This is a genomic window from Nocardioides sp., assembly GCF_964228225.1.
GTDB lineage: Bacteria > Actinomycetota > Actinomycetes > Propionibacteriales > Nocardioidaceae > Nocardioides.
Genome location: NZ_CAXQZB010000013.1, coordinates 95,986 through 122,982, shown reverse-complemented (window position 1 = coordinate 122,982; position 26,997 = coordinate 95,986). Strand labels below are relative to the sequence as shown.

Below are 26,997 nucleotides of genomic sequence, written 5' to 3'. Positions count from 1 at the left end.
ACTCACAGTCGCCCGCACCCGCCGACTCGCCGCAGGATTGCTCGCGCGCGACCGGCGCGCTCCCCCCTGCGGGCGGGCGAACCCGGCGTCGGCGGTGCGCCGTACGCTGCCCACGTGAGCACCTCCGGCCCCGCATCCCGCGCCCGCGGCGAGGAGACGGCGCTCGCGCGGGTGCGCCGTGCCCGCCGGATGCACCGCGTGCTGGCCGAGACCTACCCCGAGGCCGGCTGCGAGCTCGACTTCGACGACGCCTTCCAGCTGCTCGTCGTCACCGTGCTGAGCGCCCAGACCACCGACCGGCGGGTCAACGCCGTCCGGCCCACGCTGTTCGCGGCCTACCCCGACCCCGCCGCGATGGCCGCCGCGCCGCGCGAGGACCTCGAGCGCATCGTGGGGCCGCTGGGGTTCTTCCGCGCCAAGACCGATGCGCTGCTCAAGCTCAGCGCGGCGCTGGTGGAGCGCTACGACGCCCAGGTGCCGGGTCGGCTGGAGGACCTCGTCACCCTGCCCGGGGTGGGGCGCAAGACGGCCAACGTCGTGCTCGGCAACGCCTTCGACGTGCCCGGCATCACCGTCGACACCCACTTCGGACGGCTCGTGCGCCGCTTCGGGTGGACCACCGAGACCGACCCGGTGAAGGTCGAGCACGCCATCGCCGCGATGTTCCCGAAGTCCGACTGGACGATGCTGTCCCACCGCCTGATCTGGCACGGTCGCCGTCGCTGCCACGCCAAGAAGCCCGCCTGTGGAGCCTGCCCGCTGGCCCGGCTGTGCCCCTCGTTCGGCGAGGGCCCGACCGATCCGGAGGTCGCCGCCGCGCTCGTCACCACCCAGGGCCCGGCATGACCCCGGCGTCGTCGCGCCGTCCCGGTCGCTCCCGCCGGGCCGTCGTCGCGGCGCTGGCGCTCGCCGTCGTGCTGCCGCTGGCGGCCTGCGGCGACGGCGCCGGCACCGCGGGCGGCACCTCGGTCGACGTCGACACCCCGGAGCTGCGCGACCTGCGCGCCGCGGCCGGGATCGAGCCCTGCGCCCCCGGGACCGCCACCGAGCCCGCGAGCGGCGGGCTGCCGTCGCTGACCCTGCCCTGCCTGGGCGGCGGGGAGTCGGTGGACCTCGCCGGGCTGCGCGGACCCCTGGTCATCAACCTGTGGGCCTCCAACTGCGGTCCGTGCCGCTCGGAGATGCCGGTGCTGCAGGAGTTCCACACCACCTACGGCGACCGCGTGCCGGTGCTGGGCATCGACATGCAGGACACCTACCCCGAGGCCGCGATCGGGCTGGCCCAGCTCACCGGCGCCACCTACCCGAGCCTGGCCGACCCCGACGGCGAGCTGTTCGGGATCTCGGAGTTCCGCATCCCCCCAGCGCTGCCCCAGTTCATCCTCCTCGACGCCGACGGCGCGGTGGCCCACCAGCAGCTGGGTGGCTTCGACACCCTCGCCGAGGTCGAGGACATGGTCGCCCAGCACCTGCCCGGCGTCCTGCCCGACAAGCGACCCGGCGCGGACGCCGACGTCGCGAAGGAGCCCTCCTGATGACCGAACCGACGCGTCCCGCCCCGGTGCTCCCGGACTGGCTGCACCCGGTGCGCGAGGCCGCCGAGCGCATCACCGTGCACGACCTCACCCGGTTCCTGGTGCCCGAGGGGGCCGACCCGCGTCGCTCGGCGGTGCTGATGCTCTTCGGCGAGGGCCCCGACGGTCCCGACGTCCTGCTCACCGAGCGGGCCCACCACATGCGCTCCCACCCCGGCCAGGTGTCCCTCCCGGGCGGGTCGCTCGACCCGGGGGAGACCCCGGTCGACGCCGCCCTGCGGGAGGCGTGGGAGGAGACCGGCCTGGACCCGGCCGGCGTCCACGTCTTCGGGCGCCTGCCCGACCTGTGGCTGCCGCCGAGCAACTTCGCGGTGACCCCGGTCCTGGGCTGGTGGCACGCACCGAGCCCGATCTCGGTGCAGTCGCCGGACGAGGTGCACGCCATCTACCGGGTGCCGGTCGCGGAGCTGCGCGACCCCGAGCGCCGCATCACCGTGCGGGGGCCGGGCGGCTACCGCTCCCCGGGGTTCCTGATCGGCGATCGCCGCGACGTGATCCTGTGGGGCTTCACCGGCGGGGTCATCAGCCGGATGTTCACCTTCCTCGGCTGGCTCGAGGATGCGCCGGATGCGCCCGAACACGAGCTGCCTGCCTATATGCTCGCGGGCCAACCGCGTTCCGCCTCCCGGGTGCGGCCCCCCTCCCCCACTGGTCCGGACGAGTCCGAGGAGCCCCAGGGTCCATGAACCTGCTCGACTGGCTGCTGATCGTGCTCGTCCTCGCCTACGCCCTCTCGGGCTACTGGCAGGGATTCGTGACGGGTGCGTTCGCCACGGCCGGTCTGCTGCTGGGTGGTCTGGCGGGCATCTGGCTCGCCCCGCTCGTGCTCGGCGACGCCATGCCCTCCCTCACCGTCTCGCTCGGCGCGCTGTTCATCGTCATCGTGGCGGCCTCCCTCGGGCAGGCGCTGCTGCAGTACACCGGCGCGCGGCTGCGCGACCGCATCACCTGGCAGCCCGCGCGGGCCGTCGACGCCGTCGGCGGGGCCGCGCTCAGCGCGCTGGCGGTGCTGCTGGTCGCCTGGGCGCTGGGGGTGGCGGTGTCCGGCACCCGCATCGGCGGGCTGACGCCGTTGGTGCGGGAGTCCTCGGTGCTGCGCACCGTCAACTCCGCCCTGCCCACGGCCGCCACCAGCGTGCTCGACCGCTTCAACAGCGTCGTCGGCACCTCCTTCTTCCCCCGCTACCTCGAGCCGTTCGCCACCGAGCAGATCCGCGAGGTCGCCCCGGGAGCGCAGCGCCTGCTGGCCGATCCCGACATCGCCGACGCCGAGCAGAGCGTGCTCAAGGTGCGCGGCACCAACAGCTGCGGCAGCGGGGTGGAGGGCTCCGGCTTCCTCTACGCCCAGAACCGGCTGATGACCAACGCCCACGTCGTGGCCGGCGTCTCCGACCCCGAGGTCGAGGTCGGCAGCATCGACGTGCCCGCCACCGTCGTCTACTACAACCCCGGCCTCGACATCGCCGTGCTCTCCCTCGACGACCAGGGCCGTCCGCCGCTGCGGTTCGTCGACAGCGACGAGGAGGAGCAGCAGTTCGTCACCGAGTCCGACGACGGCGTCGCCATCGTCGGCTACCCCCAGGACGGTCCGTACGACGTCGAGCGGGGCCGCGTGCGCGCCGAGCAGCAGCTGCAGTCGCCCGACATCTACGGCGAGGGCCGGGTCGTGCGCGAGGTCTACTCGCTGCGCGGCAACATCCGCCCCGGCAACTCCGGCGGTCCGATCATCACCACCCAGGGCCACGTCGCCGGCGTGGTGTTCGCCGCCTCGGTCACCGACGACGAGACCGGCTACGCCCTCACCTGGCAGCAGGTGCAGGACGCCGCCGCCGCCGGCGCCTCCGCCAGCGACCGGGTGAGCTCCGGCGGCTGCCCCGGCTGATCGTCGCCGCCGCGGCCCGGGCCCCGGGCCGCGGAGCCGGCCCCGGACGACGTCCGCCCCGGCGCCGAGGGCACCGGGGCGGAGGGGGAGCGGGAGGCGTCAGCGCTGGCCGCGCAGCGCCTTGGGGATCTCGCGGCCCTGCTCGATGGCGCGCTCGGGGGCCTTGACCTTCTTGACCTTCTTCACGCCGAGCGCCACCAGCAGGCCGGTGAGCAGCAGGTAGAGGCCGGTGACGATGAGGTAGGCCCAGTGCAGGTCGAGGCCGTCGCCGTTCCAGTGGATGAGGTAGGCCAGGGCGACCGAGAACATGATCACCGCGAGGATCGCGAGGAACCCGGCGACGGCGAAGTACAGCGCGCCGGTCATGCCGAACTTCACCGACACCTTCAGCTCGGACTTGGCGAGCTGGATCTCCTTCTGGACCAGGGTGCCGACGTCGCGGATCGCGTCGGTGACCAGAGCGCCGATCGTGGGCTCCTCCACGGGCGCGACGGGCGTCGTGCCTGCCTTGGCAGCGGTGGGGAGGTCCGGGGTGGGCTCGGTCGCCATGGTGGGTCCTCGGGGGTCGGGAGCGGTGTGACGGGCCTGACCTTACCGACTACGCGCTCGGGCGGCGCTCGCCCTCCTGGTACACGTCGGGGATGCCGTCGGCGTCGAGGTCCACCAGCTCCAGCTCGCACAGCCGTCGGTAGGTGCGGTTGCGCAGCCGCAGCACGACCGCGGCGCCCCCGGCGGCGATCAGCGACCCCAGCAGGACGCCGACCTTCACGTGCTCCTCGGCGTCGGTGCCGACGCCGAAGGCGAGCTCGCCGATGAGCAGCGAGACGGTGAACCCGACGCCGGCGAGCATGGAGAGTCCCAGCACGTCGAGCCAGGACAGCTCGTCGTCGAGGTCGGCGCGGGTGAAGCGGGCCAGCAGCCAGGTCGCGAGCAGGATGCCGATCGGCTTGCCGAGCACGAGGCCGAGCATGATGCCCAGCGTCACCCGGTCGCCGAGGGCGGCGGTGAGGCCGTCCCAGCCGCCGACGGTCACGCCGGCGGCGAAGAACGCGAACACGGGCACGGCGACGCCGGCGGACAGCGGGCGCACCAGGTGCTCGAGGTGCTCGGCGAGGCCGAGGCCGGAGTCGGGCTCGCGGTCCTCCTTCACCCCCTGACGGCTGCGCAGCACCGGCACGGTGAAGCCGAGCAGGACGCCGGCGACGGTGGCGTGCACCCCGGACTCGTGCACGCAGAACCAGGTGAGGGCCGCCAACGGGACCAGCAGCCAGCCGCTGGAGATCCGACGCTGCACCAGCACGGCGAACAGGCCGAGCGGCACGAGCGCGGCCAGCAGCCACAGCGGTGCGAGCGTGTCGGTGTAGAACACCGCGATCACGGTGATCGCCAGCAGGTCGTCGACGACGGCGAGGGTGAGCAGGAAGGTCCGCAACCCCGCCGGCAGGTGGGTGCTGATGACGGCCAGGATGGCCACGGCGAAGGCGATGTCGGTGGCGGTGGGGATCGCCCAGCCCACGAGGCCGTCGCCGCCGAGGTTCACCAGGAGGTAGATGAGGGCGGGCACGGTCATGCCGCCCACCGCCGCGGCCACCGGCAGGGCGGCGCGCCGCGGGTCGCGCAGGTCGCCGGCCACGAACTCGCGCTTGAGCTCCAGCCCCGCCACGAAGAAGAAGATCGCCAGCAGTCCGTCGGCCGCCCAGGTGCCGAGGCTCAGGTCCAGGTGCAGCGCGGAGGGGCCGACGGTGAGGTCGCGCAGGTCGGCGTAGGCGTCCGACCAGCCGCTGTTGGCCCACACCAGCGCGACGACGGCGGCCACGATCAGCAGCACACCGCCGGTGGTCTCGGCACGCAGCACCTGGGCCACGTGCGAGGCCTCCGGCCAGGTGCCCCGGTCGAAGAGGCGGCGGCGCAGCGGGGACGGGTCGGTCACGGGGGCTCCTGCGGGGTCGTCGGCGTCGTCGCCGACCAGACTTCCCGGCACACCCATGAACCCTGCGATCCTATCGCGCCGTGCGGGGTCCTCGTTCCCCGTCGTCACCAGCACCTGGCAGGTGATCCGGGCCGGATCGGGTGCCGTTCGCTGGTGACGACGGAGAACGGCGACCCGCCGCCCACCGTGAGGGGAGGGGCTCAGCCGGCGGCGAGCGCCTCCTCGCGCGGTGCCTCGGGCTCGGCCTGACGACGTCGGCGCCAGGCGCCGGGCAGCAGCAGCATCAGCGGCAGCGCCACCACCTGGGCACCGAGGCAGACCCGCCACCAGGTGCCCCACTCGTCTTGGCCCTCGAGCAGGCCGTCGCGCACGTCCTCGCGGTGGGCGGCGAGGTAGGCGACGTCCTCGGGCGGCATGGTGGCCTCGGCGGCCTGCCGCACCGCCGGGTCGGGGTCGGTGAGGCGGTCGGCGGCGGGGTAGGTGGCGTAGATCCGGCCGACCTCCGCCACGTGGTCCACCAGGGTGCTGGCCGCGGGCACCAGCACGAGCACCGCGCTGAGGCTCAGCGCCGCCGAGATCCGCACGACCCAGCCGTAGATCGCCATGCCGGTCGCGACCAGGCGCGGCTCGACGGCCTCCACGGCCTCGCTGTAGGCGGTCAGCCACATGCTGGAGGCGATGACGCCGCCGAACGCCGCGGGGATGATCACCGCGATGAACCCGTCGTAGGAGGTGGCCTCGGTGGCGCGGCTGCCGAACAGGGTGAGGGCCACGATCGAGATCAGCCCCCCGCCCAGCAGCAGCGGCTTGCGCACCCCCAGCCGGTCGGAGACGACGCCGATCAGCAGCAGGGTCAGCGCGCTGGTGCCCCACCACCAGTTGCTCAGCGCGTTGGCGTCGGCCAGCGAGAACGGCGCGGGGGTGAGCAGGAAGGAGGTGGTGAAGAAGATCGTCCAGTACGCCAGGCGCGTGAAGTAGAAGACGAGGAACAGCCCGATCCCCACCAGCGGGAGCAGCAGTGTCGGGGTCAGCAGCAGGCGCCAGGCGCCGGGGGCCAGGGGCGTGAGGACGGCGGCTCCGGCGGCGGCGTCGACGTCGTCGGGCGACTCGGTGCCGCGCACCACCTGGGCGCGCAGCTCGGGGCTCAGCTCGCGCAGCCCGACCCAGGCCAGCACCAGCGCCCCGAGCACGACCAGCCCGCAGACGCGGTACTGGTAAGGCCAGTCGGGGTGGTCCTCGAGGGTGCGGCTGGCCACCTGGCTCACCATCAGGCTGCCCAGGATCGGGCCGAGGTTCCACACGCACATGCCGGTCGCGCGGTTCAGTTGGGGGGCGAAGTCGCGCACGAGGGCGGTGGTGGCCACCAGGATCGCGCCGAGCACGCCGGCCTGGGTGACGTCGGCGATGAGGAACACGGTCTTCGAGCCCGCCGTCGGGATCACCACGAGCGTCAGCAGCGTGACCACCGCCGTGCCGCCCAGCACGATGCCGGTGCGTCCCACCCGGTCGGTGCGGCTCGCGGCGAGGGCGGCGAACGCGCCCACCAGGCTGCCGGCGATCGAGATCGAGACGTAGAAGGTCAGGGTCATGTCGAAGTCGGCGATGATCAGCGGCGCGACCGAGCCCTTGACGTAGAGGGCGTAGTAGAGCGTGATCGTCACCAGCACGGTGACGGCGAGCGTGCGCACGCGGACGGCGGTGCTCGGGTACTGGGGGAGGACGCGGGGGATCACGCGGGAAGTATGGACCCGTCGGGGCCCGTGTGGGGGCCGAACCGTGCCCGCTGGATCGCATCCTCGCGAAACGGATCAATGTCGACCCGTGCGGTCTAGTATCCCGGCATGCTCCCCGCACGACGTCGCCTCCCCCTGCTCGGCCTCGCCACCGCCGCCGCGCTGGCCGGGCTCGCCGCCCCCCTCGCGCCCGCCCCGGCCGCGCCGGCACCCGATGCCCCCGCGCCGTCCGCGCGCCCGGCCGAGCCGAGCTGCCGCACCCCGCGCGGCCCGCACGAGCCCCCGTGCAACCCCCACCTCGCGACGTCCGGCTGGGGCGCCAGCCACCGCAACTCCTACGCCAGCGGCTCCTCGCCGTTCCCCGCGCCCCGCCCCGGCGACGACGTCGTGCGCGACCGCACCACGTTGACCCGCAGCCCGTTCAGCACCCCGATCACGGTGACCTTCACCGAGCCCTACCGCGACGGTCGCCGCGCGGCCTGGGCCTCGGTGGTGCTGCAGTCGGCGGTGCACAAGATCGACGTCGACACCGGCGAGGTCATCGACAGCTTCACCCCGCCGCCGAGCCCGAGCACGGTGGGCATCTCCGGCGCCTACAACCTGCTCGACCGCGACGGCCACTTCTTCGTCGGCCGCGGCGAGTCGATCGAGGTCTTCGGCGACGCCCGCCCCGGCGTGCGCACCTCGGGCATCAAGCGACTCGGCGAGCTCGTGCTGCCCGCGCGCGCCCGCTGCGGCGACGACAAGCTGGTCGGCATCACGATGACCTACGACGGCCACATCGCCTTCGCCACCGAGCGCGGAGTGGTGGGCGTGGTCCCGCGCGACCTGACGCGGTTCACGCCCGCGAACCTGCAGACCGTCAACCTCAACGCCGGGCGCTGCGCCCGGCCGGACGCGCAGCTGGAGATCGTGTCGAACTCGATCTCCGCCGACGAGGGCGGCGGCATCTACGTCGTGACCTCCCAGGCGATGAACCGGGTGCAGTGGAACGGCCGGAGGCTGCGGCTGGGCTGGACGGCCGACTACAACGTCGGCCCGCCGGCGTCCGGGGTGCGGCTGGGCGACGGCTCCGGCTCGACCCCCGACGTCATGGGTACCGAGGCCGACCGCGACCGGTTCGTCGTCATCACCGACGGCGGCCCGCTGATGAACCTCGTGCTGTTCTGGCGTGACCGCATCCCCGCCGACTGGCGTCCGCTCGCCCCCGGCCTGGACCGCCGGATCGCCTGCCAGGTGCCGGTGACCTTCGGCGACCCCGAGGCCACCCGCACGATCTCCGAGCAGTCGGTGCTCACCACCGGTTACTCCAGCATCATCGTGAACAACAGCCTCAAGAACGAGGAGCTGCTCGACGCCGTGCCCGCGCAGCTGCGCCCGCTCGTGGCGGCCGAGATGGGCGGCAACCCGCTCTTCGCGCCCTACGGCATGCAGCGCATCGACTGGAACCCCCGCACCCGCACCTGTGCGGTGCGCTGGGTGAACCGCACGGTCTCGATCCCCAACGCCATCCCGACCCTGAGCACCGACTCCGGCCTGATCTACGGCCAGGGCCAGCGCAACGGCGTCTGGGGCCTGGAGGGCGTCGACCTGCGCACCGGCCGCACGCGGCTGTGGGTGCGCTCCACCGCCCTGCCCACCGGCAACTCCTTCTACGCCGCCACCGAGGTCGGCCCCGACGGCGACGTCTGGCAGGGCACCACCGGCGGCATCGACATCTACCGGGGTCCCGACCGCTGAGGACACCTGAGCCCCCTCGGGGCGTTCGGCGTTCGGGGTTGTTCGGGACCGATCCGCGGCGACGACGGCGTCCCTAGCGTCGGTGCGTCGGCCCGCCCGGGCCGGTGCACCGACGTCCCCAGGAGGTCCTGCCGTGCCCGACGATCCTGCGCCGTACCCGTGGGTGCCGGCGGTCGCGCCGGCCTACCCCTCACCGCCGGTGCCGCCGGTGCCGCCGGCGCCCCCGCTCCCGCCGGTCCCTGACGACACGGGCTCCTGACGACACGGGTTCCTGACGACACGGGGGCGCGGAGCCGTCGGCCCCGCGCCCCCGTCGTCGTGGGAGGACGTGCCGGTCAGTCCTCGGACTTCCCGGTGCTCAGCCCGGCCGAGATCAGGTCCATCACCGAGGAGTCGGCCAGGGTGGTGACGTCGCCGACCTGGCGGTTCTCGGCGACGTCGCGCAGCAGCCGGCGCATGATCTTGCCCGAGCGGGTCTTGGGCAGCTCGGGCACGACCATCACCTGCCGCGGGGTCGCGATCGGGCCGATCTCCTTGCGCACGTGCTGGCGCAGCTCGGCCACGATGTCGGCGCCGCCGTCGCCGGCCTCCTCGCGCAGGATCACGAAGGCGACCACGGCCTGGCCGGTGTCCTCGTCCTTGGCGCCCACCACGGCCGCCTCGGCGACCTTGGGGTGGGAGACCAGCGCCGACTCGATCTCGGTGGTGGAGAGCCGGTGGCCCGAGACGTTCATGACGTCGTCGACGCGGCCGAGCACCCACAGGTCGCCGTCGGAGTCCTTCTTGGCGCCGTCGCCGGCGAAGTACCAGCCCTGCTGGGCGTACTTGCTCCAGTAGGTCTCCTTGAACCGCTCGTCGTCGCCCCAGATGGTGCGCAGCATCGAGGGCCAGGGGGCGGTGAGCACGAGGTAGCCGCCGGAGCCGTTGGGCACCGACTCGCCCTCCTCGGTCACGACGTCGGCGCTGACGCCGGGCAGCGGGATCATCGCCGAGCCGGGCTTGCCGTGGGTGACGCCGGGCAGCGGGGAGATCATCACCGCGCCGGTCTCGGTCTGCCACCAGGTGTCGACCACCGGCGTGCGGCCGCCGCCGATGACCTCGCGGTACCAGACGTAGGCCTCGGGGTTGATGGGCTCGCCCACCGAGCCGAGGATGCGCAGGCTGGAGAGGTCGCGCTGGTCGGGGATCTCGCGGCCCTGCTTCATGAACGAGCGGATGGCGGTGGGCGCGGTGTAGAACAGCGAGACCTTGTACTCCTCGATGATCCGCCACCAGCGGCCGCGCTCCGGGGCGTCGGGGGTGCCTTCGTAGAGCACCTGGGTGACGCCGTTGGCCAGCGGGCCGTAGACGATGTAGGAGTGGCCGGTCACCCAGCCGATGTCGGCGGTGCACCAGTACACGTCGGTCTCGGGCTTGAGGTCGAACACGGCCCAGTGGGTGTAGCTGGCGCCCACGAGGTAGCCGCCGGTGGTGTGCAGGATGCCCTTGGGCTTGCCGGTGGTGCCGGAGGTGTACATGACGTAGAGCGGGTGCTCGGCGTCGAAGGCCTGCGGGGTGTGGCTGGTGCTCGCGCCGCCCACGGCGTCGTGCCACCACACGTCGACGCCGTCGTGCCAGTCGACGTCCTGCTCGGTGCGACGCACGACCAGCACCTTCTCGACCGTGTGGCCCAGCGCCTCGGCCTTGGTGCGGGCCTCGTCGACGGCCGGCTTGAGGGCCGACGGCGCGCCGCGGCGGTACCCGCCGTCGGCGGTGACCACGACCTTGGCCTGGCAGTCCTCCAGCCGGGAGGCGAGGGCGTCGGAGGAGAAGCCGCCGAACACGACGCTGTGGGGGGCGCCGATGCGGGCGCAGGCGAGCATCGCCACCACGGCCTCGGGGATCATCGGCATGTAGATCGCGACCCGGTCGCCTGCCTGCACGCCCAGGTCGGTGAGGGCGTTGGCGGCCTGGCTGACCTCGTCCTGGAGGTCGGCGTAGGTGATCGTGCGGGTGTCGCCGGGCTCGCCCACGAAGTGCAGGGCGACCTTGTCGCCGCGCCCGGCCTCGACGTGGCGGTCGACGCAGTTGTAGGCGGCGTTCAGCTTCCCGCCGACGAACCACTGCGCGAAGGGCGGGTTGGTCCAGTCCAGCACCTGGGTGAACGGCGTCTCCCAGGTCAGCCGCTGCGCCTGCTCGGCCCAGAAGCCCTCGCGGTCGGCCTCGGCGCGGGCGTAGGCCTCCTCGGTCAGGTTGGCGTTCGCGGCGAGCTCGGCCGGCGGGGCGAACCGACGGTCCTCCTTGAGCAGGTTCGACAGGGTCTGGTCGCTCACGAATGTCTCCTCGGGCGTGGGGTGGGGCGGGTGTTCGGGGGGTGTGGGACGTGCCCGCCATCACAGTAGTCAGGCGGGGTTGCCGCCTGGTTGCGGCGGGTTGGGGCTGGTGGCGGAGCGGTGAGGCGTGCCGGACGCCGGGCCGGCGAGGTGCCGACCCGGCGTCCGGTCCCCCGTCAGGGGGTGTCGCTGAGCGAGCTCGGCGACCTCAGTGGGCGACGGCCTTCTCGGCGCCCGCGCCGGTGAGGGCGCGCACCTCGAGCTCGGTGTACTTCTCCGCCGAGGTCGGCTCCTTGCTGGTGACGGTGCCGAGCCAGCCGAGGAAGAAGCCCAGCGGGATCGAGACGATGCCGGGGTTCTCCAGGGGGAACCAGGAGATGTCGATGCTGGTGGGCAGCAGGGACAGGTTCTTGCCGGCGGCGTCGAGGCCCTTGCCGGACACCACGGGGCTGAAGATCACCAGGGCGATGCAGGAGCCCAGGCCGCCGTAGATGCTCCACAGCGCGCCGCGGGTGTTGAAGCGTCGCCAGAACAGGTTGTAGACCAGCGCCGGCAGGTTGGCCGAGGCCGCGACCGCGAAGGCGAGCGCCACCAGGAAGGCGATGTTGAGGTGGCGGGCCGGGATCGCCAGGGCGATCGCGACGACGCCGATGCCGGCGGCGGCGTACCGCGTCATCCGGATCTCCTCGCGCTCGGTGGCCTGGCCCTTGCGGATCACGGAGTTGTAGATGTCGTGAGCCACGGAGGTGGAGGAGGTGAGCACCAGGCCCGCGACCACCGCCAGGATCGTGGCGAACGCGACCGCCGAGATCACCGCGAGCAGCACCGAGCCGCCCACCGATCCGGCGCCTCCGCCGACCTCCTCGGCCAGCAGCGGGGAGGCGAGGTTGCCCTTGCTGGTCGCCACCTCGGAGGTGGCGCCGGTGTCGAGCAGCGCGGCGGCACCGAAGCCCAGGGCCAGGGTGAAGAGGTAGAACACGCCGATGATGCCGATCGCCCAGAGCACCGACTTCCGCGCGTCGCGGCTGGTGGGCACGGTGTAGAAGCGCACCAGGATGTGGGGCAGGCCCGCGGTGCCGAGCACCAGCGCGATGCCCAGGGACAGGAAGTCGATGCGCGAGGTCGTGTCGATGCCGTACTTCAGGCCCGGCTCCAGGAAGCCCTCCTTGCCGGAGTTCGACGCCGCCGCCCCGAGCAGCTCGGAGAGGTTGAAGTCGAACTTGGCGAGCACCAGCACCACGATGAGCGCCGAGCCGGCCATGAGCAGCACGGCCTTCACGATCTGCACCCAGGTGGTGCCCTTCATGCCGCCGACGGTCACGTAGAAGACCATCAGGGCGCCGACGCCGGCGATGACCGCGCTGATCGCGAGGGTGTTGTCGGTGTCGATGTCGAGCAGCAGCGCCACGAGCGAGCCGGCGCCGACCATCTGGGCGAGCAGGTAGAAGATCGAGACCACCACGGTCGACGTCGCCGCCGCGGTGCGCACCGGCCGCTGCTTCATCCGGTAGGCCAGCTGGTCGGCCATCGTGAACTTGCCGGAGTTGCGCAGCATCTCCGCCACCAGCAGCAGCGCCACGAGCCAGGCCACGAGGAAGCCGATGCTGTAGAGGAAGCCGTCGTAGCCGGCGAGCGCGATGGCGCCGGAGATGCCGAGGAACGAGGCCGCCGACATGTAGTCGCCGCCGATGGCCAGGCCGTTCTGGAAGCCGGAGAACGACCGGCCGCCGGCGAAGTAGTCGCTGGTGCCGCTGGTGGAGCGGCTGGCGCGGATCGTGATGCCGACGGTCAGGCCGACGACGGCGAGGAACAGGCTCGCGGTGAGCACCTGGTCGTTCATGCCCGACCCCCGTCCTGCGTGCCGGGCTGGCCGGCCTCGAAGCGGTCGTACAGCTCGCCGGCGAGCGGGTCGAGGCGGGCGCTGCTGAACCGGGCGTAGGCCCAGGCGATCGCGAACGTCGTCGCGAACTGCAGCAGCCCGAAGAGCAGGGCGATGTTGACGTTGCCGAACACCTTGGTGCTCATGAAGCCGGTGGCCCAGTTGGACATCACGACGTAGAGCAGGAACCAGGCGAGGAACGCGATCGAGGCGGGGATCGCGAACCCGCGGTAGCGACGGCGCAGCTCGGCGAACTCAGGGGAGGCGTGGAGCTCGTCGAACAGCTCCTCGCTCCGCGTGCTCGCCCGCCGCCCGCCCTCGGGTGCGCCCGCGGGCGCCTCCGGGGTCTTGTGGAGGTCGTGTGCCATGGGTGGCTCCGCCTTTCCGCTGGGAGGGAGTGGGGGTGGAACGTGACGCCGGTCACGCTAGGAGTGGCGTGGGTCACGTCGGCACCCGTCAGGTGTCCCCCTGCGCCCGATGGGACGCGGCCTGCGACGAACGGTCGGATGGGCGGGACGAGCGGCACCGGCCCTGGGGACGGATCGCCTCAGCCCTGGTCCGCCCTCGCCGGGCTCCGGGCCTCGGCGGCGTCGCCCGAGGGCGTCGCCGGCGCCTGTCCCCGGGTCGCGTACAGCACCGCGGCGGCGATCGTGGCGCCGACGAGCGCGCCGAGCGTGTTGGTCGCCCAGTCGTTCGTCGAGCACGCGCGGTGCAGGACGGTCAGGAGGGCCTGCGCGGTCTCGACGAGGGCCGAGCCCGCACTCGCGATCAGCACGACCAGCCACGGACGTCGGACCGCGGCGGCCAGCAGCAGCGTCGGTGGGATGAACAGCACGACGTTCGCGACGAGTTCGACCCGGCCCAGCGTGGGGAGGGACCACTCGGCCGCACAGGCGATCCCGGTGGGCCCGGCGCTCGCCGGCGTCAGCGTCAGGACCACCACCGGCACGACCGCGGCGACCCCGAGCAGGAGCGCGGCCCGGCGCCGGTGCAGCAGTGCGACGGCGACGAGCGGACCGCCGACCAGGCATGCCACCAGGGCGACGGTGGTGAGCCAGGGGTGGGCGACGAGGAAGGTGGAGATCACCCTGCGACGGTAGGCAACCAGGGTGCCCATCGCCTCGTGCGCAGGTACCGACCGCCTCCCCCTCGGGTACCGCGGCAGCGCGTGGAGGCCGTGGCGCCCGATCGCCCGTGGGGTCGTCGTTCTCGTGAGGTGGTGAGGCCCGTGAGGTCGTGAGGGAACCGTGACGGCATGTTTCATGCCGGCGACCGGGCCCTGAAACAGCCGGGGTCTGGACTACCACCATGACCCTCACGACTCCTCCGGCCTCGGCGACGCCCGTGGCCTCCCGCCGCGCACGACGCGGCTCCCGTTGGATCGACGACTGGCGTCCGGAGGACGCCGCGTTCTGGGAGGGCGGCGGCCAGGACGTCGCCCGCCGCAACCTGGTCTGGTCGATCTTCGCCGAGCACCTGGGCTTCTCGGTCTGGCTGATCTGGAGCGTCAGCTCGGCGTTCCTCGTGGCCCAGGGCTTCACCTTCACCCCGCAGCAGCTGTTCCTCCTGGTGGCGCTGCCCAACCTGGTGGGCTCGCTGCTGCGCCTGCCCTACACCTTCGCCGTCGGCCTGTTCGGCGGGCGCAACTGGACGATCGTGTCCGCGGCGCTGCTGCTGGTGCCCACCCTGCTCTTCGCGGTGGCGGTGACGAACCCGGGCACGCCGTACTGGGCGTTCTGCCTGATCGCGGCCACGGCCGGTGTCGGTGGCGGCAACTTCGCCTCCTCGATGGCCAACATCAACTACTTCTACCCCGCCGCCAAGAAGGGCGCCGCGCTCGGCCTCAACGCCGCCGGCGGCAACCTCGGCGTCGCGCTCATCCAGCTGCTGCTGCCCGTGATCGTCGGCGGTGCCGGCATCTTCGGGCTGGTCAAGGCCCGTGAGGCCGGGATCCACCTCGAGTACGCGGCCTTCGTGTACGCCGCCCTGGCGATCGTCGCGATCGTCGCCGCCGCCACGCGCATGGACAACCTCTCGACCGCGGTGGCCGAGCCCCGCAAGCAGCTGCAGGTCGTGAAGGAGCGCCAGACCTGGGTGATGTCGTTCCTCTACATCGGCACCTTCGGCTCCTTCATCGGCTACTCCGCCGCGATGCCGCTGCTCATCAAGCTCAACTTCTGGCGCCAGCCCGTGCCGGCCGTGGAGGGCATCGGCATCAACTTCGTGTTCTACGCCTTCCTCGGCGCCCTCGTCGGCTCCATCTCCCGCCCCTTCGGCGGCTGGCTCGCCGACCGCTTCGGCGGCGCGAAGGTCACCCTGGCGGCGTTCGGCGGCATCATCGCCGGCACGCTCGGCATCCTGGTCGTGCTCGGCAACCTCCAGACCCTGCCCCCGCCGCCGGACAAGGACGCGCTGGCCGCGATCGCCGCCGACCCCGCCGCCTTCGAGTTCCCCGCCCCGGTGCGGGCCGCGGTGGAGAGCAACGCCGACCTGTTCCCGGTGTTCCTCGCGGTGTTCCTGTTCATCTTCGCCTGCACCGGTATCGGCAACGGCTCGACCTACAAGATGATCCCCGCGATCTTCCGCACCCAGGCCGAGCGCGCCACCGAGGCCGACACCGTCGAGCGCGAGGTCGCCGTCATCGAGGCCAACTCGCAGTCCTCCGCGGCGATCGGCGTGATCGGCGCGGTGGGTGCCCTCGGCGGCTTCCTGATCCCGCTGGCCTTCGCCACCCCGTTCGTGGACGACCCGCTGTCGGCGGCCACCGGCGCCTTCCGGATCTTCCTGGGCTACTACGTCGCCTGCGCGGTGGTGACCTACGCGGTCTACCTGCGCCGCAACGCCACGGCCGACAGCCTCGCCACGGCCGGGATCTGAGGAACCCCCGTGACCCCCACCCACTGCCCCTACTGCAGCCTCCAGTGCGGCATGACCCTCACCGGTCGACGCACCCTCGAGGTGCAGGCGTGGCCGGAGTTCCCCGTCAACCAGGGGGCGCTGTGCCGCAAGGGCTGGTCGGCCGGCGGTCTGCGCGGTCACCGCGAGCGGCTCACCACGCCGCTCGTGCGTGACCGCGCGACCGACACCTGGCGGGCCGTGGAGTGGGACGACGCGCTCGACCTCGTCGCCGAGCGACTCCGCACGCTCCGCGCCGAACACGGCCCCGACGCCGTGGCCGTGTTCGGCGGGGGCGGGCTCACCAACGAGAAGGCCTACGCCCTCGGCAAGTTCGCCCGGGTCGTGCTCGGCACCAGCCGGATCGACTACAACGGCCGCTGGTGCATGTCCTCGGCCGCCGCCGCCTCCAATCAGGCGTTCGGACTCGACCGAGGTCTGCCGTTCCCGCTCGCCGACGTGGAGCAGGCCGACGTCGTCGTGCTCGTCGGCTCCAACCTGGCCGAGACGATGCCGCCCGCGGCCCGCCACCTCGACGCCGTGCGGGCCCGCGGCGGGCGCGTCGTCGTGATCGACCCGCGGCGCACCGCCACCGCCGAGCGCGCCGACGTCGTGCTGCAGCCCGTGCCCGGCACCGACCTCGCCGTCGCCCTGGGGCTGCTGCACCTGCTCGACGCCGCCGGCGCCCTCGACGAGGCCTACCTCGCCGCCCGCGTGGCCGGCTTCGACGACGTGCGCCGCTCCGCCGCCGGCTGGTGGCCCGAGCGGGTGGAGCGCGTCTCCGGCGTCGCGGTCCACGAGCTGCGCGCGCTGGCCGACCTGCTCGCCGCCCACCGCCGCGTCATGATCCTCACCGCCCGCGGCGCGGAGCAGCACGCCCAGGGCACCGCCACCGTGCTCGCCTGGATCAACCTCGCCCTCGGCCTCGGCCTGGTGGGCCGGCCCTTCGCCGGCTACGGCTGCCTCACCGGCCAGGGCAACGGCCAGGGCGGCCGCGAGCACGGCCAGAAGGCCGACCAGCTGCCCGGCTACCGGATGATCACCGACCCCGCCGCCCGCGCCCACGTCGCCGCCGTCTGGGGCGTCGACCCCGACACCCTGCCCGGCGCCGGCCCCTCGGCCTACGAGCTGCTGGAGTCCCTCGGCGCCGACGACGGTCCGAAGGCGCTGCTGCTGCACGGCAGCAACCCCGTGGTCTCCGCCCCGAACGCCACGCACGTCGCCGGGCGGCTCGACGCGCTCGACCTGCTCGTGGTCTGCGACCTGGTGATGAGCGAGACCGCCGCCCGCGCCGACGTCGTGCTGCCCGTGGCGCAGTGGGCCGAGGAGACCGGCACCATGACCAACCTCGAGGGCCGGGTCGTGCTGCGCCAGCGCGCGCTCACCCCGCCCGCCGGGGTGCGCGACGAGCTGGACATCCTGGCCGGCCTCGCCGCCCGGCTCGGCCACCCCACCGGCTTCCCGACCGACCCCGAGGAGGTCTTCGCCGAGCTCGGCCGCGCCTCGGCCGGCGGCCGCGCCGACTACGCCGGGATCACCTACGACCGCATCCGCGCCGAGCACGGCGTCTTCTGGCCCTGCCCCACCCCCGAGCACCCCGGCACCCCGCGGCTGTTCGCCGAGTCCTTCCCGACACCCGACGGCCGGGCCCGGGCGGTCGTCGTCGAGCACACCGGCCCCGCCGAGATCGTGGACGACGCCTACCCGTTGCACCTCACCACCGGCCGGGTGCTCGCCCAGTACCAGTCCGGGGCGCAGACCCGTCGCATCCGCGACCTCCCCGACACCGGCCCGTTCGTGGAGCTGCACCCGCAGCTGGCGGGGCGCCTCGGCGTGCGCGACGGCGACGCCGTCACGGTCGCCACCCGGCGCGGGCGGCTGCGCGCCCCCGCCCGGGTGGTCCCCACCATCCGGCCCGACACCGTGTTCGTGCCCTTCCACTGGGTGGGCGCCAACCGGCTCACCCACGACGCGCTGGACCCCACCAGCCGGATGCCGGAGTTCAAGGTCTGTGCCGCGGCGGTGAGCGCATGAGCACCCAGCCCGGCCAGCCCGGCCAGCCGGGCCGGGTGGTCGTGGTCGGCGCCGGCATGGCCGCCCAGCGCCTCGCCGAGTGCCTCGTGGCCCGCGGCCACCGCGACGTGACCCTGCTCGGCGACGAGCACCACCTGCCCTACAACCGGATCCTGCTCTCGGCGGTGCTCGAGGGCAGCCACCCCTCCCGGGCGCTCACGCTGCGCGACGCCGACTGGTTCACCGCCCACGGCGTCGTGCTGCGCACCGGCGCGCGCGTGCTGGAGATCGACCGCGAGGCACGCGAGGTGATGCTCGTGGACGGCGAGCGCGTGCCCTACGACCACCTCGTGCTGGCCACCGGCGCCATCCCCACCCTGCCGCCGATCCGCGGCCTGGTGCGCATGGACGGCCGGCTGCACGACGGCGTGCACGCCTTCCGCAGCCTCGACGACTGCACCCGCCTGCTCGCCGCGCTGCAGGGCGGCGACGGCACTGCCCGCGCCGTCGTCGTGGGCGGCGGACTGCTCGGTCTGCAGGTGGCCCGCGCCCTCGCGGTGCGCGAGGTGCGCACCGAGCTGGTGGAGGGTGGCGAGCACCTGCTGCGCAGCCAGGTCGGGCCCGCCGCCGGCGCCGCCCTCGCCCGCGACCTGCGCCTGCTCGGCACCGAGGTCTACACCGGCGCCCGCGCCGTGCGACTCACCGGCCGCGGCCTGCAGCTGGACCACGGCCACGTCCTGGACACCGACCTCGTCGTGCTCACCGCCGGCGGGAGGCCCTCGACCGCCCTCGCCCGCCGGGCCGGGCTGGAGGTGCGCCGCGGCGTCGTCGTGGACGCCGCGCTGCGCACCAGCGACCCCGCCGTGAGCGCCCTCGGCGACTGCGCCCAGCGCGGCCTGCGCACCACCGGCTTCGTGGCGCCGGCCTGGGAGCAGGCCGAGCTGCTCGCCGCCCGGCTGACGGGCGAGCCGATCGACTACGACGGCAGCCGCCTCGTGGCGCGCCTGCGCGCCAGCGACCTCGAGGTGGCCGTGCTCGGCGATCCCGAGCGCGAGCCCGGCGAGGTCATCGAGATCGCCAACCCCGTGCGCGGCACCCACCGCAAGCTGGTGGTGCGCGAGGGCCGCCTCGTCGCGGCCTCGCTCGTGGGCGACCTCTCCCGGGTCGGCCTGCTCACCCAGCTCTTCGACCGCGGCACCGTGATGGCCCCCCACGAGCCGGGCGAGCTGCTGCTCGGCGACCGGCCGCCCGCCCCCGTCGTGCTCGGCGACGACGCCGAGGTCTGCGCCTGCGCCGGCGTCACCGCCGGCGCGATCCGCGCCTGCCGCACCCTCACCGACGCCGTGGAGCGCACCCGCGCGACCACCGGCTGCGGCGGCTGCGCCCCCACCGTCCGCCAGCTCGTGGCGGCCCGACCCACCCTGGAAGGAGCCAGCGCATGACGGCCCCCCCCTCTCCTCGCTACCGCCCGCAGCTCGTGGTCGTCGGCCACGGCATGGTGGCCCACCGGTTCGTCGAGTGCGCGATCGAGCGCGGTCTCACCGAGACCCACGACGTGCTCGTGCTCGGCGAGGAGCCGCGGGCGGCCTACGACCGGGTGGGGCTGACGTCGTTCTTCGAGCGCGGCGCCGACGCCCTCGCGCTGGCTCCCGACGGCTACGCCGACCCGCGGGTGCGCGTGCGGCTGCAGGCACAGGTGACCTCTCTCGACCTCGGCGCCCGCACCCTCGAGCTCGCCAGCGGCGAGGCGCTGGCCTACGACGAGCTCGTGCTCGCCACGGGTGCGGCGCCGTTCGTGCCGCCGGTGCCCGGGCACGACCTGCCGGGCGCGTTCGTCTACCGCACGATCGAGGACCTCGAGGCCATCCGCGACGCCGCCGCCCCGGCGACCGGTGCCCGTACCGGGGTGGTCATCGGCGGCGGCCTGCTCGGCCTGGAGGCCGCCAACGCCCTGCGGCTGCTCGGCCTGCAGACCCACGTCGTCGAGATGGCGCCGCGGCCGATGGCCGTGCAGATCGACGATGCCGGCGGCGCGGTGCTGCGGCGCCACATCGAGGGCCTGGGCCTGCAGGTGCACACCGACGCCCGCACCACCGCCGTGCTGGAGGCCGAGGGTCGGGTGGCCGGTGTCGAGCTGGCCGACGGCTCGCGGATCGCCGCCGACGTCGTGGTGTTCTCCGCCGGCATCCGGCCCCGCGACGCCCTGGCCCGCGACGCCGGCCTGGAGGTCGGCGAGCGCGGCGGGGTGCGCACCGACGCCCACGGCCGGGCGAGCGTGGCCCACACCTGGGCGATCGGGGAGTGCGCGGCCCCCCACGGCCTCACCTACGGACTGGTGGCCCCCGGCTACGCGATGGCCGAGGCCGCCGTCGACGCCCTGGTGGGCCGGGCGGGGGAGGGCTTCCTCGGCGCCGACACCTCCACCAAGCTCAAGCTGCTCGGGGTGGACGTGGCCAGCTTCGGCGACGCCTTCGCCGCCACCCCCGGTGCGCTGGAGCTGGTGTACTCCGACGCCGTGGCCGGGCTCTACAAGAAGCTGGTCGTCTCCGCCGACGGGACCCGGCTGCTCGGCGGGGTGCTGGTGGGCGACGCCTCCGCCTACGGCCTGCTGCGCCCGATGGTGGCCGCCGGCACGCCGCTGCCGGAGAACCCCGAGGACCTCATCCTGCCCGCGGGCCGCGGCGGCGCGGCGGTCGAGCTGGGCGAGCAGGCCCAGATCTGCTCGTGCAACGACGTCACGAAGGCCGAGATCACCGCCGCCGCCGCCGCGGGCGGCACCACCCGCGCCGGCGCCACCTGCGGCTCCTGCAAGACCCTGGTGAAGGGCATCATCGAGGACTACTTCGCCAGCACCGGCCAAGAGGTCGACCGGTCGTTGTGCGAGCACTTCGGGCTCACCCGGGCCGAGCTGTTCGACGTCGTGCTCGTGCAGGGTCACACCACCTTCGAGGCCGTGCTCGCCGCCCACGGGCGCGGCGGCCGGGGCTGCGACGTCTGCAAGCCGGCGGTGGCCTCGATCCTGGCCAGCCAGCTGAACCAGCACGTGCTGGCGCCGGAGAACCGCGCCCTACAGGACACCAACGACGCCTACCTCGCCAACATCCAGCGCAACGGCACCTACTCGGTGGTGCCGCGCATCCCCGGCGGGGAGATCGCGCCCGAGAAGCTGATCGTGATCGGGGAGGTCGCGCGCGACTTCGGGCTCTACACCAAGATCACCGGCGGCCAGCGCATCGACCACTTCGGCGCCCGGATGGAGCAGCTGCCGGCCATCTGGCGCCGACTCGTGGACGCCGGGTTCGAGTCCGGCCACGCCTACGGCAAGTCGCTGCGCACGGTGAAGTCCTGCGTCGGCTCCACGTGGTGCCGCTACGGCGTGCAGGACTCGGTCACCATGGCCATCGACCTGGAGCTGCGCTACCGCGGGCTGCGCTCGCCGCACAAGCTCAAGGGCGGGGTGTCGGGCTGCGCCCGGGAGTGCGCGGAGGCGCGCGGCAAGGACTTCGGCGTCATCGCCACCGAGAAGGGCTGGAACCTCTACGTCGGCGGCAACGGTGGCGCGGTGCCGGCCCACGCCCGCCTGCTGGCCGGCGACCTCGACTCCGCCACGCTCGTGCGCTACCTCGACCGGTTCCTCATGTACTACATCCGCACCGCCGACCGGCTGCAGCGCACCTCGACCTGGATCGACTCCCTCGAGGGCGGTCTGGAGCGCGTGCGCGAGGTCGTCGTCGACGACGCGCTCGGCCTGGGCAGCGAGCTGGAGGCCGCGATGGCCGCGCACGTGGACACCTACCAGGACGAGTGGCGCGCGACGCTGGAGGACCCCGACAAGCTGCGCCGCTTCGTCTCCTTCGTCAACGCCCCCGACGTGCCCGATCCCCACATCTCCTTCCGCGAGGAGCGGGGGCAGCAGGTGCCGGGCGAGGCCACGGGCCCGGTGTCGCTGGGGTCCGCGATCCCGGTCGGCGCCCCGAGCGCGGGGGTCGAGCGATGACCGCCACCGAGCTGCCTCAGACCGGCACCCGGGTGTGCGCGCTGGAGGCCATCGACCGCGAGACCGGCGTGCTCGCCCTCGTGGACGGCGAGGCCGTGGCGGTGTTCCGCACCCACGACGACGTGATCTACGCCCTCGGCGCCTACGACCCGTTCAGCGGCGCGTGCGTGCTCGCCCGTGGGATCGTGGGCACCCGCGGCGACGTCCCGTACGTCGCCTCGCCCGTCTACAAGCAGGGCTTCGACCTCCGCACGGGGGTGTGCCTCGACAGCCCCGAGGGGGAGACCGTGACCGTGCCGACCTACCCGGTGCGCCTCGTGGACGGTGTCGTGCACGTGGCCCCGCGCCAGCCGTGAACGCGCCCCCGACCTCCGGCTCCGACCGGCCGCTGGAGGGCTTCCGGATCGGCGTCACCGCCGCCCGCAAGGTGGAGGAGCAGATCGGGCTGTTCGAGCGTCGCGGCGCGGAGGTCGTGTGGGCGCCGGCGCTCTCGCAGGAGCCGCACACCGTGGACGACGCCGACCTGCGCGCCGCCACCGAGGAGGTGCTCGCCCGGCCGGTGGACCTCTTCCTGGCCACCACCGGCATCGGGGTCAAGGCGTGGTTCGCGGCCGCCGAGGGGTGGGGGCTGCTCGAGCAGCTGCGTGCCCATCTCGCGACCTCCGAGATCCTGGCGCGCGGCCCGAAGTCGGTGGGGGCGCTGCGCCGTCGGGGGCTGCGCGAGCTGTGGGCGCCCGACTCCGAGGCCTTCGACGACGTCCTGGCCCACCTGCGCGGACGCGACCTGCACGGCAAGCGGATCGTGGTGCAGGAGCACGGGCAGTCGCTGTCGATGGCCGCGCACGCGCTGCGGCGGCGCGGCGCCGACGTCACCACGGTCACGGTGTACCGCACGGTCAGCGCCGAGGACCCCACCGCGATGTTCCACCTGATCGACGAGATCGCCGAGCGCACCGTGCACGCCGTCACCTTCACCGCCGCGCCCGCCGTCGCCGCGCTCATGGACGCCGCCGGCTCCACCGGGCGCCGCGAGGAGGTGATCACCGCCTTCCAGGCCGACGTCGTCGCCTCCTGCGTCGGCCCGGTCACCGCCGCCGCCTTCGAGCTGTGGGGGGTGCCGTCGATCTACCCCGACCGCTCCCGGCTCGCCGCGATGGTGCGCCAGCTCGAGATCGAGCTGCCCTCCCGCGCCCGCGGCCTGACGCTCGAGCTCGCCGGCCACCAGCTGCTGCTGCACGGCGACGAGGTGCTGCTCGACGGCGTGGAGGTGAAGCTGTCCCCGGCCCCGCTGGCGGTGCTGCACCTGCTCGCCGAGAACCCCGGCCACGTCGTGTCCCGCGCCCACCTGCTGGCGGCCCTGCCCTCGGGCACCGCCGGCAGCGAGCACGCCGTCGAGATGGCCGTGGCGCGCCTGCGCGCCGGCATCGGCACCCGCTCGGTGCAGACCGTCGTCAAGCGCGGCTACCGGCTCGCCGTCCCCACCTCCTGACGGTCCGCCGGGGTACTGCTTCTTCGTTGTCACCAGCGGAATGCACCGGTTGTCGGCCGGAACCGGTGCATTCCGCTGGTGACGACGGCCGACAGATGTGACGCGTTCCCCCCTGGGGGTGGGAACGGATCCGGGAGAGGATGGAGCAATGACGACGACGCTGGTCACCGTGGCCCACGGCACCCGACGCGACGGCGGCAACGAGGTCGCGCGACTGCTCACCGCCGCCGCCGGGGAGCGGCTGGGCGGTCCGGCGGTCACGACCTACGTCGAGCTGAGCGAGCCGTTGTTCGCCGACGTCGTCGCGGGACTGACCGAGCCGGCGGTCGTGGTGCCGCTGCTGCTCTCGACCGGCTTCCACCTGCGCACCGACCTGCCCGAGGCGCTCGCCGAGGCCGGGGCGCCGGTGCGGATGGGTCCCTCCTTCGGGCCCGACCCGCTGCTCGCGCAGGCCCAGGTGGCCCGCCTGCTGGAGGCCGGTGCGCAGCCCGGCCAGCGGGTGGTGCTGGTGGCCGCCGGCAGCAGCGACCCCGACGCCACCGCCGACCAGCTGGCCGCCGTCGCCCACCTCGCCCGGGCCTGGGACGGCCCGGTCGAGCTGGCCGTCCTCTCCGGCCTCGGCACCCGGTTCCGCGACGTCGTGCGCCCCGGCGACGCCGTGGCCCCCTACCTGCTCTCGCCCGGCTTCTTCTCCGACCGCGTGGCCAAGGAGGCGCCGGAGGGGGTCGTGGTGGCCGACGTGCTCGGCGATCACCCGCTGGTGGTCGACCTGCTCGTGCAGCGGGCGCAGGCACTGCTGGCCACGCCGGTGGGCTGATGCCGGCGCGGCCCGAGGTCGCCGCGGCGGTCGTGGCGATCGACGCCCTGCTCGCCCCGGCCGGCTTCGCCCCCGCCCAGGGCGACCCCGCCTCGGCGGGTCAGCTGATCTGGTGCGCCGCCCACCCCACCGAGCCGGGTGCGTGCGTCGACGTCGTCGTGGATCTCGACGACGACGGCCTCGTGCGCGACGCGCACTGGGAGGGCGAGCCGCGCGACGTCGTGGGGGCGCCGCTGGCCGCGCTCGTGCCGGCGCTGCGTCCTCGGGTCGAGCCCGGCGGCTGACGTACGCTCCGGGGTATGCGCCGCACCCCCCTCGCCGTCCTCCTCGTCCCCGCGCTGCTGGCCGCCCTGCTCAGCGCCCTGCTCCTCGCGCCCAGCCCCGCCCGGGCTGCCGTGCCCTCGGAGCGGGTCTGGAAGGCCGACGTCCGCAAGGCCATGGCGGGCTCGCTGGACTACCTCGAGCAGCGCGCCGCCCGCGCCACCAAGGGCGAGATGCTCGCGATCAACCTCGACATCGACAACACGATGCTCGCCACCCGCTACGCCCCCGGCCGCCCGGTGTTCCCGGTGCTGCAGTTCGCCCGCAAGGCCCGCTCGCTGGGCATGAAGGTGTTCGTCAACACCGCCCGGCTGGAGGAGAAGCGCGCCTCCACCCTCGCGGAGTTCGACGCCGCCGGCTACCGCGTCGACGGCCTGTGCATGCGCGACCTCGGCGAGGGCAAGGTCAAGAGCAAGACCGAGTGCCGCGCGAGCTTCCGCGAGCAGGGCTACACGCTCGTGGCCAACGTCGGCAACAACGTCACCGACTTCACCGGCGGCGGCTTCGAGAAGGCCTACCGGCTGCCCAACTACAACAAGCAGCTGACCTGAGGCTCGACGACGCCCCCTCAGCCCGCCGGCGTCTCGGCGAACCGGATGACCCCGGTCGCGATGACGCCGTCGACCCGCACGTCCGAGGCCGGCCCGCGCTCGGAGCCCAGCACCACCCCGTCGAACTCCACCACGACCTGGTCCCCGATCGCGCAGCCGGCCTCGCGCACCGCCACGGTGCCGCGCGAGCGCGGCTGGTCGCCGGTGGCTCCGGCATCGAGGTCGGCCTGGATCGCCGCCTCCTCCGACGCCGGTGTCCACGGCAGCTCGACGACCCACGGCAGCGGCTGACCCTCGGGCACCGGCAGGCTCACCGTCACCACGTCGCGCCCACCGTCGCCCTCCAGGACGATGTTCAGCAGCCGGGTGCCGGGGTCGAGGAACGAATCGGTGCACGCCGCGAACACCTGCGCGGGCCGCTCCGTGCGGTCCCGGTCCCGCACGGTGACGTCGACGAGTGAGTCCGGCACCGGATCGTAGGAGCCGTCGTACTCGGTGGTGAGCTCGGCGCCGTCGGTGTCGATGGTGCCGGTCACGCTCAGGTCGTCCTGCGGCCCGGCGGTGCCGGGGAGCCGGAGGTCGACGACCGCCGCGGCGCCCGCGGGCGAGCAGCCCGCCGAGAGCAGGTCGATCACGCCGGTGGCCCCCGGACCCGAGGCGTCGGCCGCCCGGCCGTCCACCGTCGCGGTGACCCGGCTGGTGTCGCTCGCCGCCGGGAAGCGCAGCTGCCGGGCCGTGCCGGTCGCCTCGATCAGGGTGCGGAAGGTGAAGCCGACGCTGCCGTCGGCGGTGCGGGCCTCGACCTCGAGCAGCCGCTGTCCCGGACGCGGGTCCATGGTGGCCGCTCCCGCCGGCAGGCACCGGGCCGTCGCGACGTCGAGCGCGTGCTCGGTGCCCTCGGCGTCGGTGACCGAGAGGTCGGTGCCGAAGTCCGCTCCCGGCCCGGTGTCGTCGGTGTGGTTCCCGTCCCGGTTCGGGTCGGTGGCCGCCGACCCGCCGTCGTCGCCCGGGCGCACGATCACGACGGCGAGCACGGTCGCGGCCGCGACCAGTCCCGCGGCCGGCAGGAGCCGGCGTCGCCCGGACCGCGCGTCGGCGGGGTGCGGAGGCGCGGCGTCGCGGAGGTCCGCGGGGGTCACGAGATCGGCGCGGGCGGCCAGCGCGCGGCGCAGCCGGTCCTCGGTGGGGCTGGTCATCGCTCCTCCTCGGGGGTGGTCAGGATCCGCTCGAGGGCGTCGAGCGCGCGGCTGGCGGTGGACTTCACCGCGCCGCGGGAGATGCCACACGCCGCCGCGATCTCGGCCTCGCTGAGGTCGCTCCAGTAGCGCAGCACCAGCACCTCGCGCTGGCGCGGGGCCAGCCGGTCGAGCGCGGCCAGCACCTCGCGGTGCTCCTCGGCCAGCAGCAGGTGGTCGTCGGGTGGCCGTGGCCCGGTGTCGTGCGGCGGCCGGTAGCCGCGGGCGGTCCGACGACGTCGCAGCGCCGAGCGGGCACCGTTCACCACCGAGGTGCGCAGGTAGGCGAGCGCGGCCCGGGGGTCGCGCAGTGCGGTGGGGCGTGCCGAGAGGGCGGCGAAGGCGTCCTGCACGACGTCCTCGGCGGAGGCGACGTCGTCGACCAGCAGCACCGCGAGCCGCACCAGCGCCATCCGGTGCGCGGCGTACAGCTCGGCGAGGGAGGTCACGGCGGGCGGGGGAGCAGCCACCGGGGTCCTTCCGATCGTGGGGGTCATGGTGAGAGGACGTCTGGCGGGCGCCGAGGTTGCGTCGTACCAACCGATCCTGCTGTCTTTCCGCCGAGAAACAGCACCGACGGTTGGTACGACGACCCCCGGCGAGCCGCG

General features: G+C 73.9%; 23 protein-coding genes. 14 read left to right on the top strand and 9 right to left on the bottom strand.

All coding sequences use genetic code 11. The features are described 5' to 3' along the window. Positions 1–189: 189 nt before the first annotated feature. The 4 genes from nth to ACERUJ_RS03225 are packed head-to-tail and all read left to right on the top strand — an operon-like array spanning position 190 to position 3,477. Complete coding sequence (gene nth / locus ACERUJ_RS03240) at positions 190–846, top strand: endonuclease III (protein WP_370247026.1); 657 nt, start codon at positions 190–192, stop codon at positions 844–846. Beyond that, positions 843–1,535: a TlpA family protein disulfide reductase gene (locus tag ACERUJ_RS03235; protein ID WP_370247003.1), complete on the top strand. Its 693-nt coding sequence runs from the start codon at positions 843–845 to the stop codon at positions 1,533–1,535. The genes nth and ACERUJ_RS03235 overlap by 4 nt, the downstream gene beginning before the upstream one ends. After that, positions 1,535–2,281 (top strand): CoA pyrophosphatase, encoded by a 747-nt coding sequence (locus tag ACERUJ_RS03230; RefSeq protein ID WP_370247002.1) that lies wholly within the window; start codon positions 1,535–1,537, stop codon positions 2,279–2,281. The genes ACERUJ_RS03235 and ACERUJ_RS03230 overlap by 1 nt, the downstream gene beginning before the upstream one ends. After that, on the top strand, positions 2,278–3,477 hold the full coding sequence (locus ACERUJ_RS03225) for a MarP family serine protease (RefSeq protein ID WP_370247001.1): 1,200 nt from the start codon (positions 2,278–2,280) through the stop codon (positions 3,475–3,477). Before ACERUJ_RS03230 ends, ACERUJ_RS03225 begins: the two co-directional genes overlap by 4 nt. A 99-nt stretch (positions 3,478–3,576) precedes the next feature. Here the strand turns inward: ACERUJ_RS03225 and ACERUJ_RS03220 are convergent, their stop codons facing one another. From ACERUJ_RS03220 to ACERUJ_RS03210, 3 genes are all read right to left on the bottom strand, one after another. Next, a complete protein-coding gene (locus tag ACERUJ_RS03220; protein WP_370247000.1) occupies positions 3,577–4,026 on the bottom strand; it encodes a phage holin family protein in 450 nt (149 codons plus the stop codon). A 49-nt stretch (positions 4,027–4,075) separates the two neighbouring features. Further along, the gene (gene nhaA / locus ACERUJ_RS03215; RefSeq protein ID WP_370246999.1) at positions 4,076–5,464 is read right to left on the bottom strand and encodes a Na+/H+ antiporter NhaA; all 1,389 of its coding nucleotides are present in this window, start codon (positions 5,462–5,464) and stop codon (positions 4,076–4,078) included. Positions 5,465–5,607: 143 nt separating this feature from the next. Continuing rightward, on the bottom strand, positions 5,608–7,140 hold the full coding sequence (locus ACERUJ_RS03210) for an MFS transporter (RefSeq protein WP_370246998.1): 1,533 nt from the start codon (positions 7,138–7,140) through the stop codon (positions 5,608–5,610). A 108-nt stretch (positions 7,141–7,248) separates the two neighbouring features. On the opposite strand from ACERUJ_RS03210, the gene ACERUJ_RS03205 reads away from it, so the two are divergent. Beyond that, positions 7,249–8,880 carry a hypothetical protein gene (locus tag ACERUJ_RS03205; RefSeq protein WP_370246997.1) on the top strand — a complete coding sequence of 544 codons (1,632 nt, stop codon included), beginning with the start codon at positions 7,249–7,251 and terminating at the stop codon, positions 8,878–8,880. A gap of 335 nt (positions 8,881–9,215) precedes the next feature. On the opposite strand, the gene acs is transcribed toward ACERUJ_RS03205, so the two are convergent. The 4 genes from acs to ACERUJ_RS03185 form a co-directional block, all read right to left on the bottom strand. Further along, positions 9,216–11,192, bottom strand: a complete 1,977-nt coding sequence (gene acs, locus ACERUJ_RS03200; RefSeq protein WP_370246996.1) for an acetate--CoA ligase — start codon at positions 11,190–11,192, stop codon at positions 9,216–9,218. 208 nt (positions 11,193–11,400) lie between these two features. After that, positions 11,401–13,032 (bottom strand): cation acetate symporter, encoded by a 1,632-nt coding sequence (locus tag ACERUJ_RS03195; RefSeq protein ID WP_370246995.1) that lies wholly within the window; start codon positions 13,030–13,032, stop codon positions 11,401–11,403. Further along, entirely contained in the window at positions 13,029–13,439 is a 411-nt protein-coding gene (locus ACERUJ_RS03190; protein ID WP_370246994.1) for a DUF485 domain-containing protein, read from the bottom strand. The genes ACERUJ_RS03195 and ACERUJ_RS03190 overlap by 4 nt, the downstream gene beginning before the upstream one ends. A 179-nt stretch (positions 13,440–13,618) precedes the next feature. Continuing rightward, a complete protein-coding gene (locus ACERUJ_RS03185; protein ID WP_370246993.1) occupies positions 13,619–14,158 on the bottom strand; it encodes a VanZ family protein in 540 nt (179 codons plus the stop codon). Positions 14,159–14,379: 221 nt separating this feature from the next. Here ACERUJ_RS03185 and ACERUJ_RS03180 point away from each other — a divergent pair, with 221 nt between their 5' ends. From ACERUJ_RS03180 to ACERUJ_RS03140, 9 genes are all read left to right on the top strand, one after another. After that, positions 14,380–15,948: an MFS transporter gene (locus tag ACERUJ_RS03180; protein ID WP_370246992.1), complete on the top strand. Its 1,569-nt coding sequence runs from the start codon at positions 14,380–14,382 to the stop codon at positions 15,946–15,948. 9 nt (positions 15,949–15,957) lie between these two features. Further along, entirely contained in the window at positions 15,958–18,000 is a 2,043-nt protein-coding gene (locus ACERUJ_RS03175; RefSeq protein WP_370246991.1) for a molybdopterin oxidoreductase family protein, read from the top strand. Next, the gene (locus ACERUJ_RS03170; protein ID WP_370246990.1) at positions 17,997–19,421 is read left to right on the top strand and encodes an FAD-dependent oxidoreductase; all 1,425 of its coding nucleotides are present in this window, start codon (positions 17,997–17,999) and stop codon (positions 19,419–19,421) included. Before ACERUJ_RS03175 ends, ACERUJ_RS03170 begins: the two co-directional genes overlap by 4 nt. Beyond that, complete coding sequence (gene nirB, locus ACERUJ_RS03165; protein ID WP_370246989.1) at positions 19,418–21,976, top strand: nitrite reductase large subunit NirB; 2,559 nt, start codon at positions 19,418–19,420, stop codon at positions 21,974–21,976. The genes ACERUJ_RS03170 and nirB overlap by 4 nt, the downstream gene beginning before the upstream one ends. Continuing rightward, positions 21,973–22,332, top strand: coding sequence for a nitrite reductase small subunit NirD (gene nirD, locus ACERUJ_RS03160; RefSeq protein ID WP_370246988.1), 360 nt, complete (start codon positions 21,973–21,975; stop codon positions 22,330–22,332). The genes nirB and nirD overlap by 4 nt, the downstream gene beginning before the upstream one ends. Further along, positions 22,329–23,465: a uroporphyrinogen-III synthase gene (locus ACERUJ_RS03155; protein WP_370246987.1), complete on the top strand. Its 1,137-nt coding sequence runs from the start codon at positions 22,329–22,331 to the stop codon at positions 23,463–23,465. The genes nirD and ACERUJ_RS03155 overlap by 4 nt, the downstream gene beginning before the upstream one ends. Positions 23,466–23,613: 148 nt before the next feature. After that, complete coding sequence (locus tag ACERUJ_RS03150; RefSeq protein WP_370246986.1) at positions 23,614–24,282, top strand: sirohydrochlorin chelatase; 669 nt, start codon at positions 23,614–23,616, stop codon at positions 24,280–24,282. Further along, a complete protein-coding gene (locus tag ACERUJ_RS03145) occupies positions 24,282–24,566 on the top strand; it encodes a hypothetical protein (protein WP_370246985.1) in 285 nt (94 codons plus the stop codon). Before ACERUJ_RS03150 ends, ACERUJ_RS03145 begins: the two co-directional genes overlap by 1 nt. Positions 24,567–24,581: 15 nt before the next feature. Beyond that, positions 24,582–25,154 (top strand): HAD family acid phosphatase, encoded by a 573-nt coding sequence (locus tag ACERUJ_RS03140; protein WP_370246984.1) that lies wholly within the window; start codon positions 24,582–24,584, stop codon positions 25,152–25,154. A 17-nt stretch (positions 25,155–25,171) separates the two neighbouring features. Here the strand turns inward: ACERUJ_RS03140 and ACERUJ_RS03135 are convergent, their stop codons facing one another. Then, positions 25,172–26,350 (bottom strand): hypothetical protein, encoded by a 1,179-nt coding sequence (locus ACERUJ_RS03135; protein WP_370246983.1) that lies wholly within the window; start codon positions 26,348–26,350, stop codon positions 25,172–25,174. Beyond that, entirely contained in the window at positions 26,347–26,859 is a 513-nt protein-coding gene (locus ACERUJ_RS03130; RefSeq protein WP_372715294.1) for an RNA polymerase sigma factor, read from the bottom strand. Before ACERUJ_RS03130 ends, ACERUJ_RS03135 begins: the two co-directional genes overlap by 4 nt. Between the last annotated feature and the right edge of the window lie 138 nt (positions 26,860–26,997).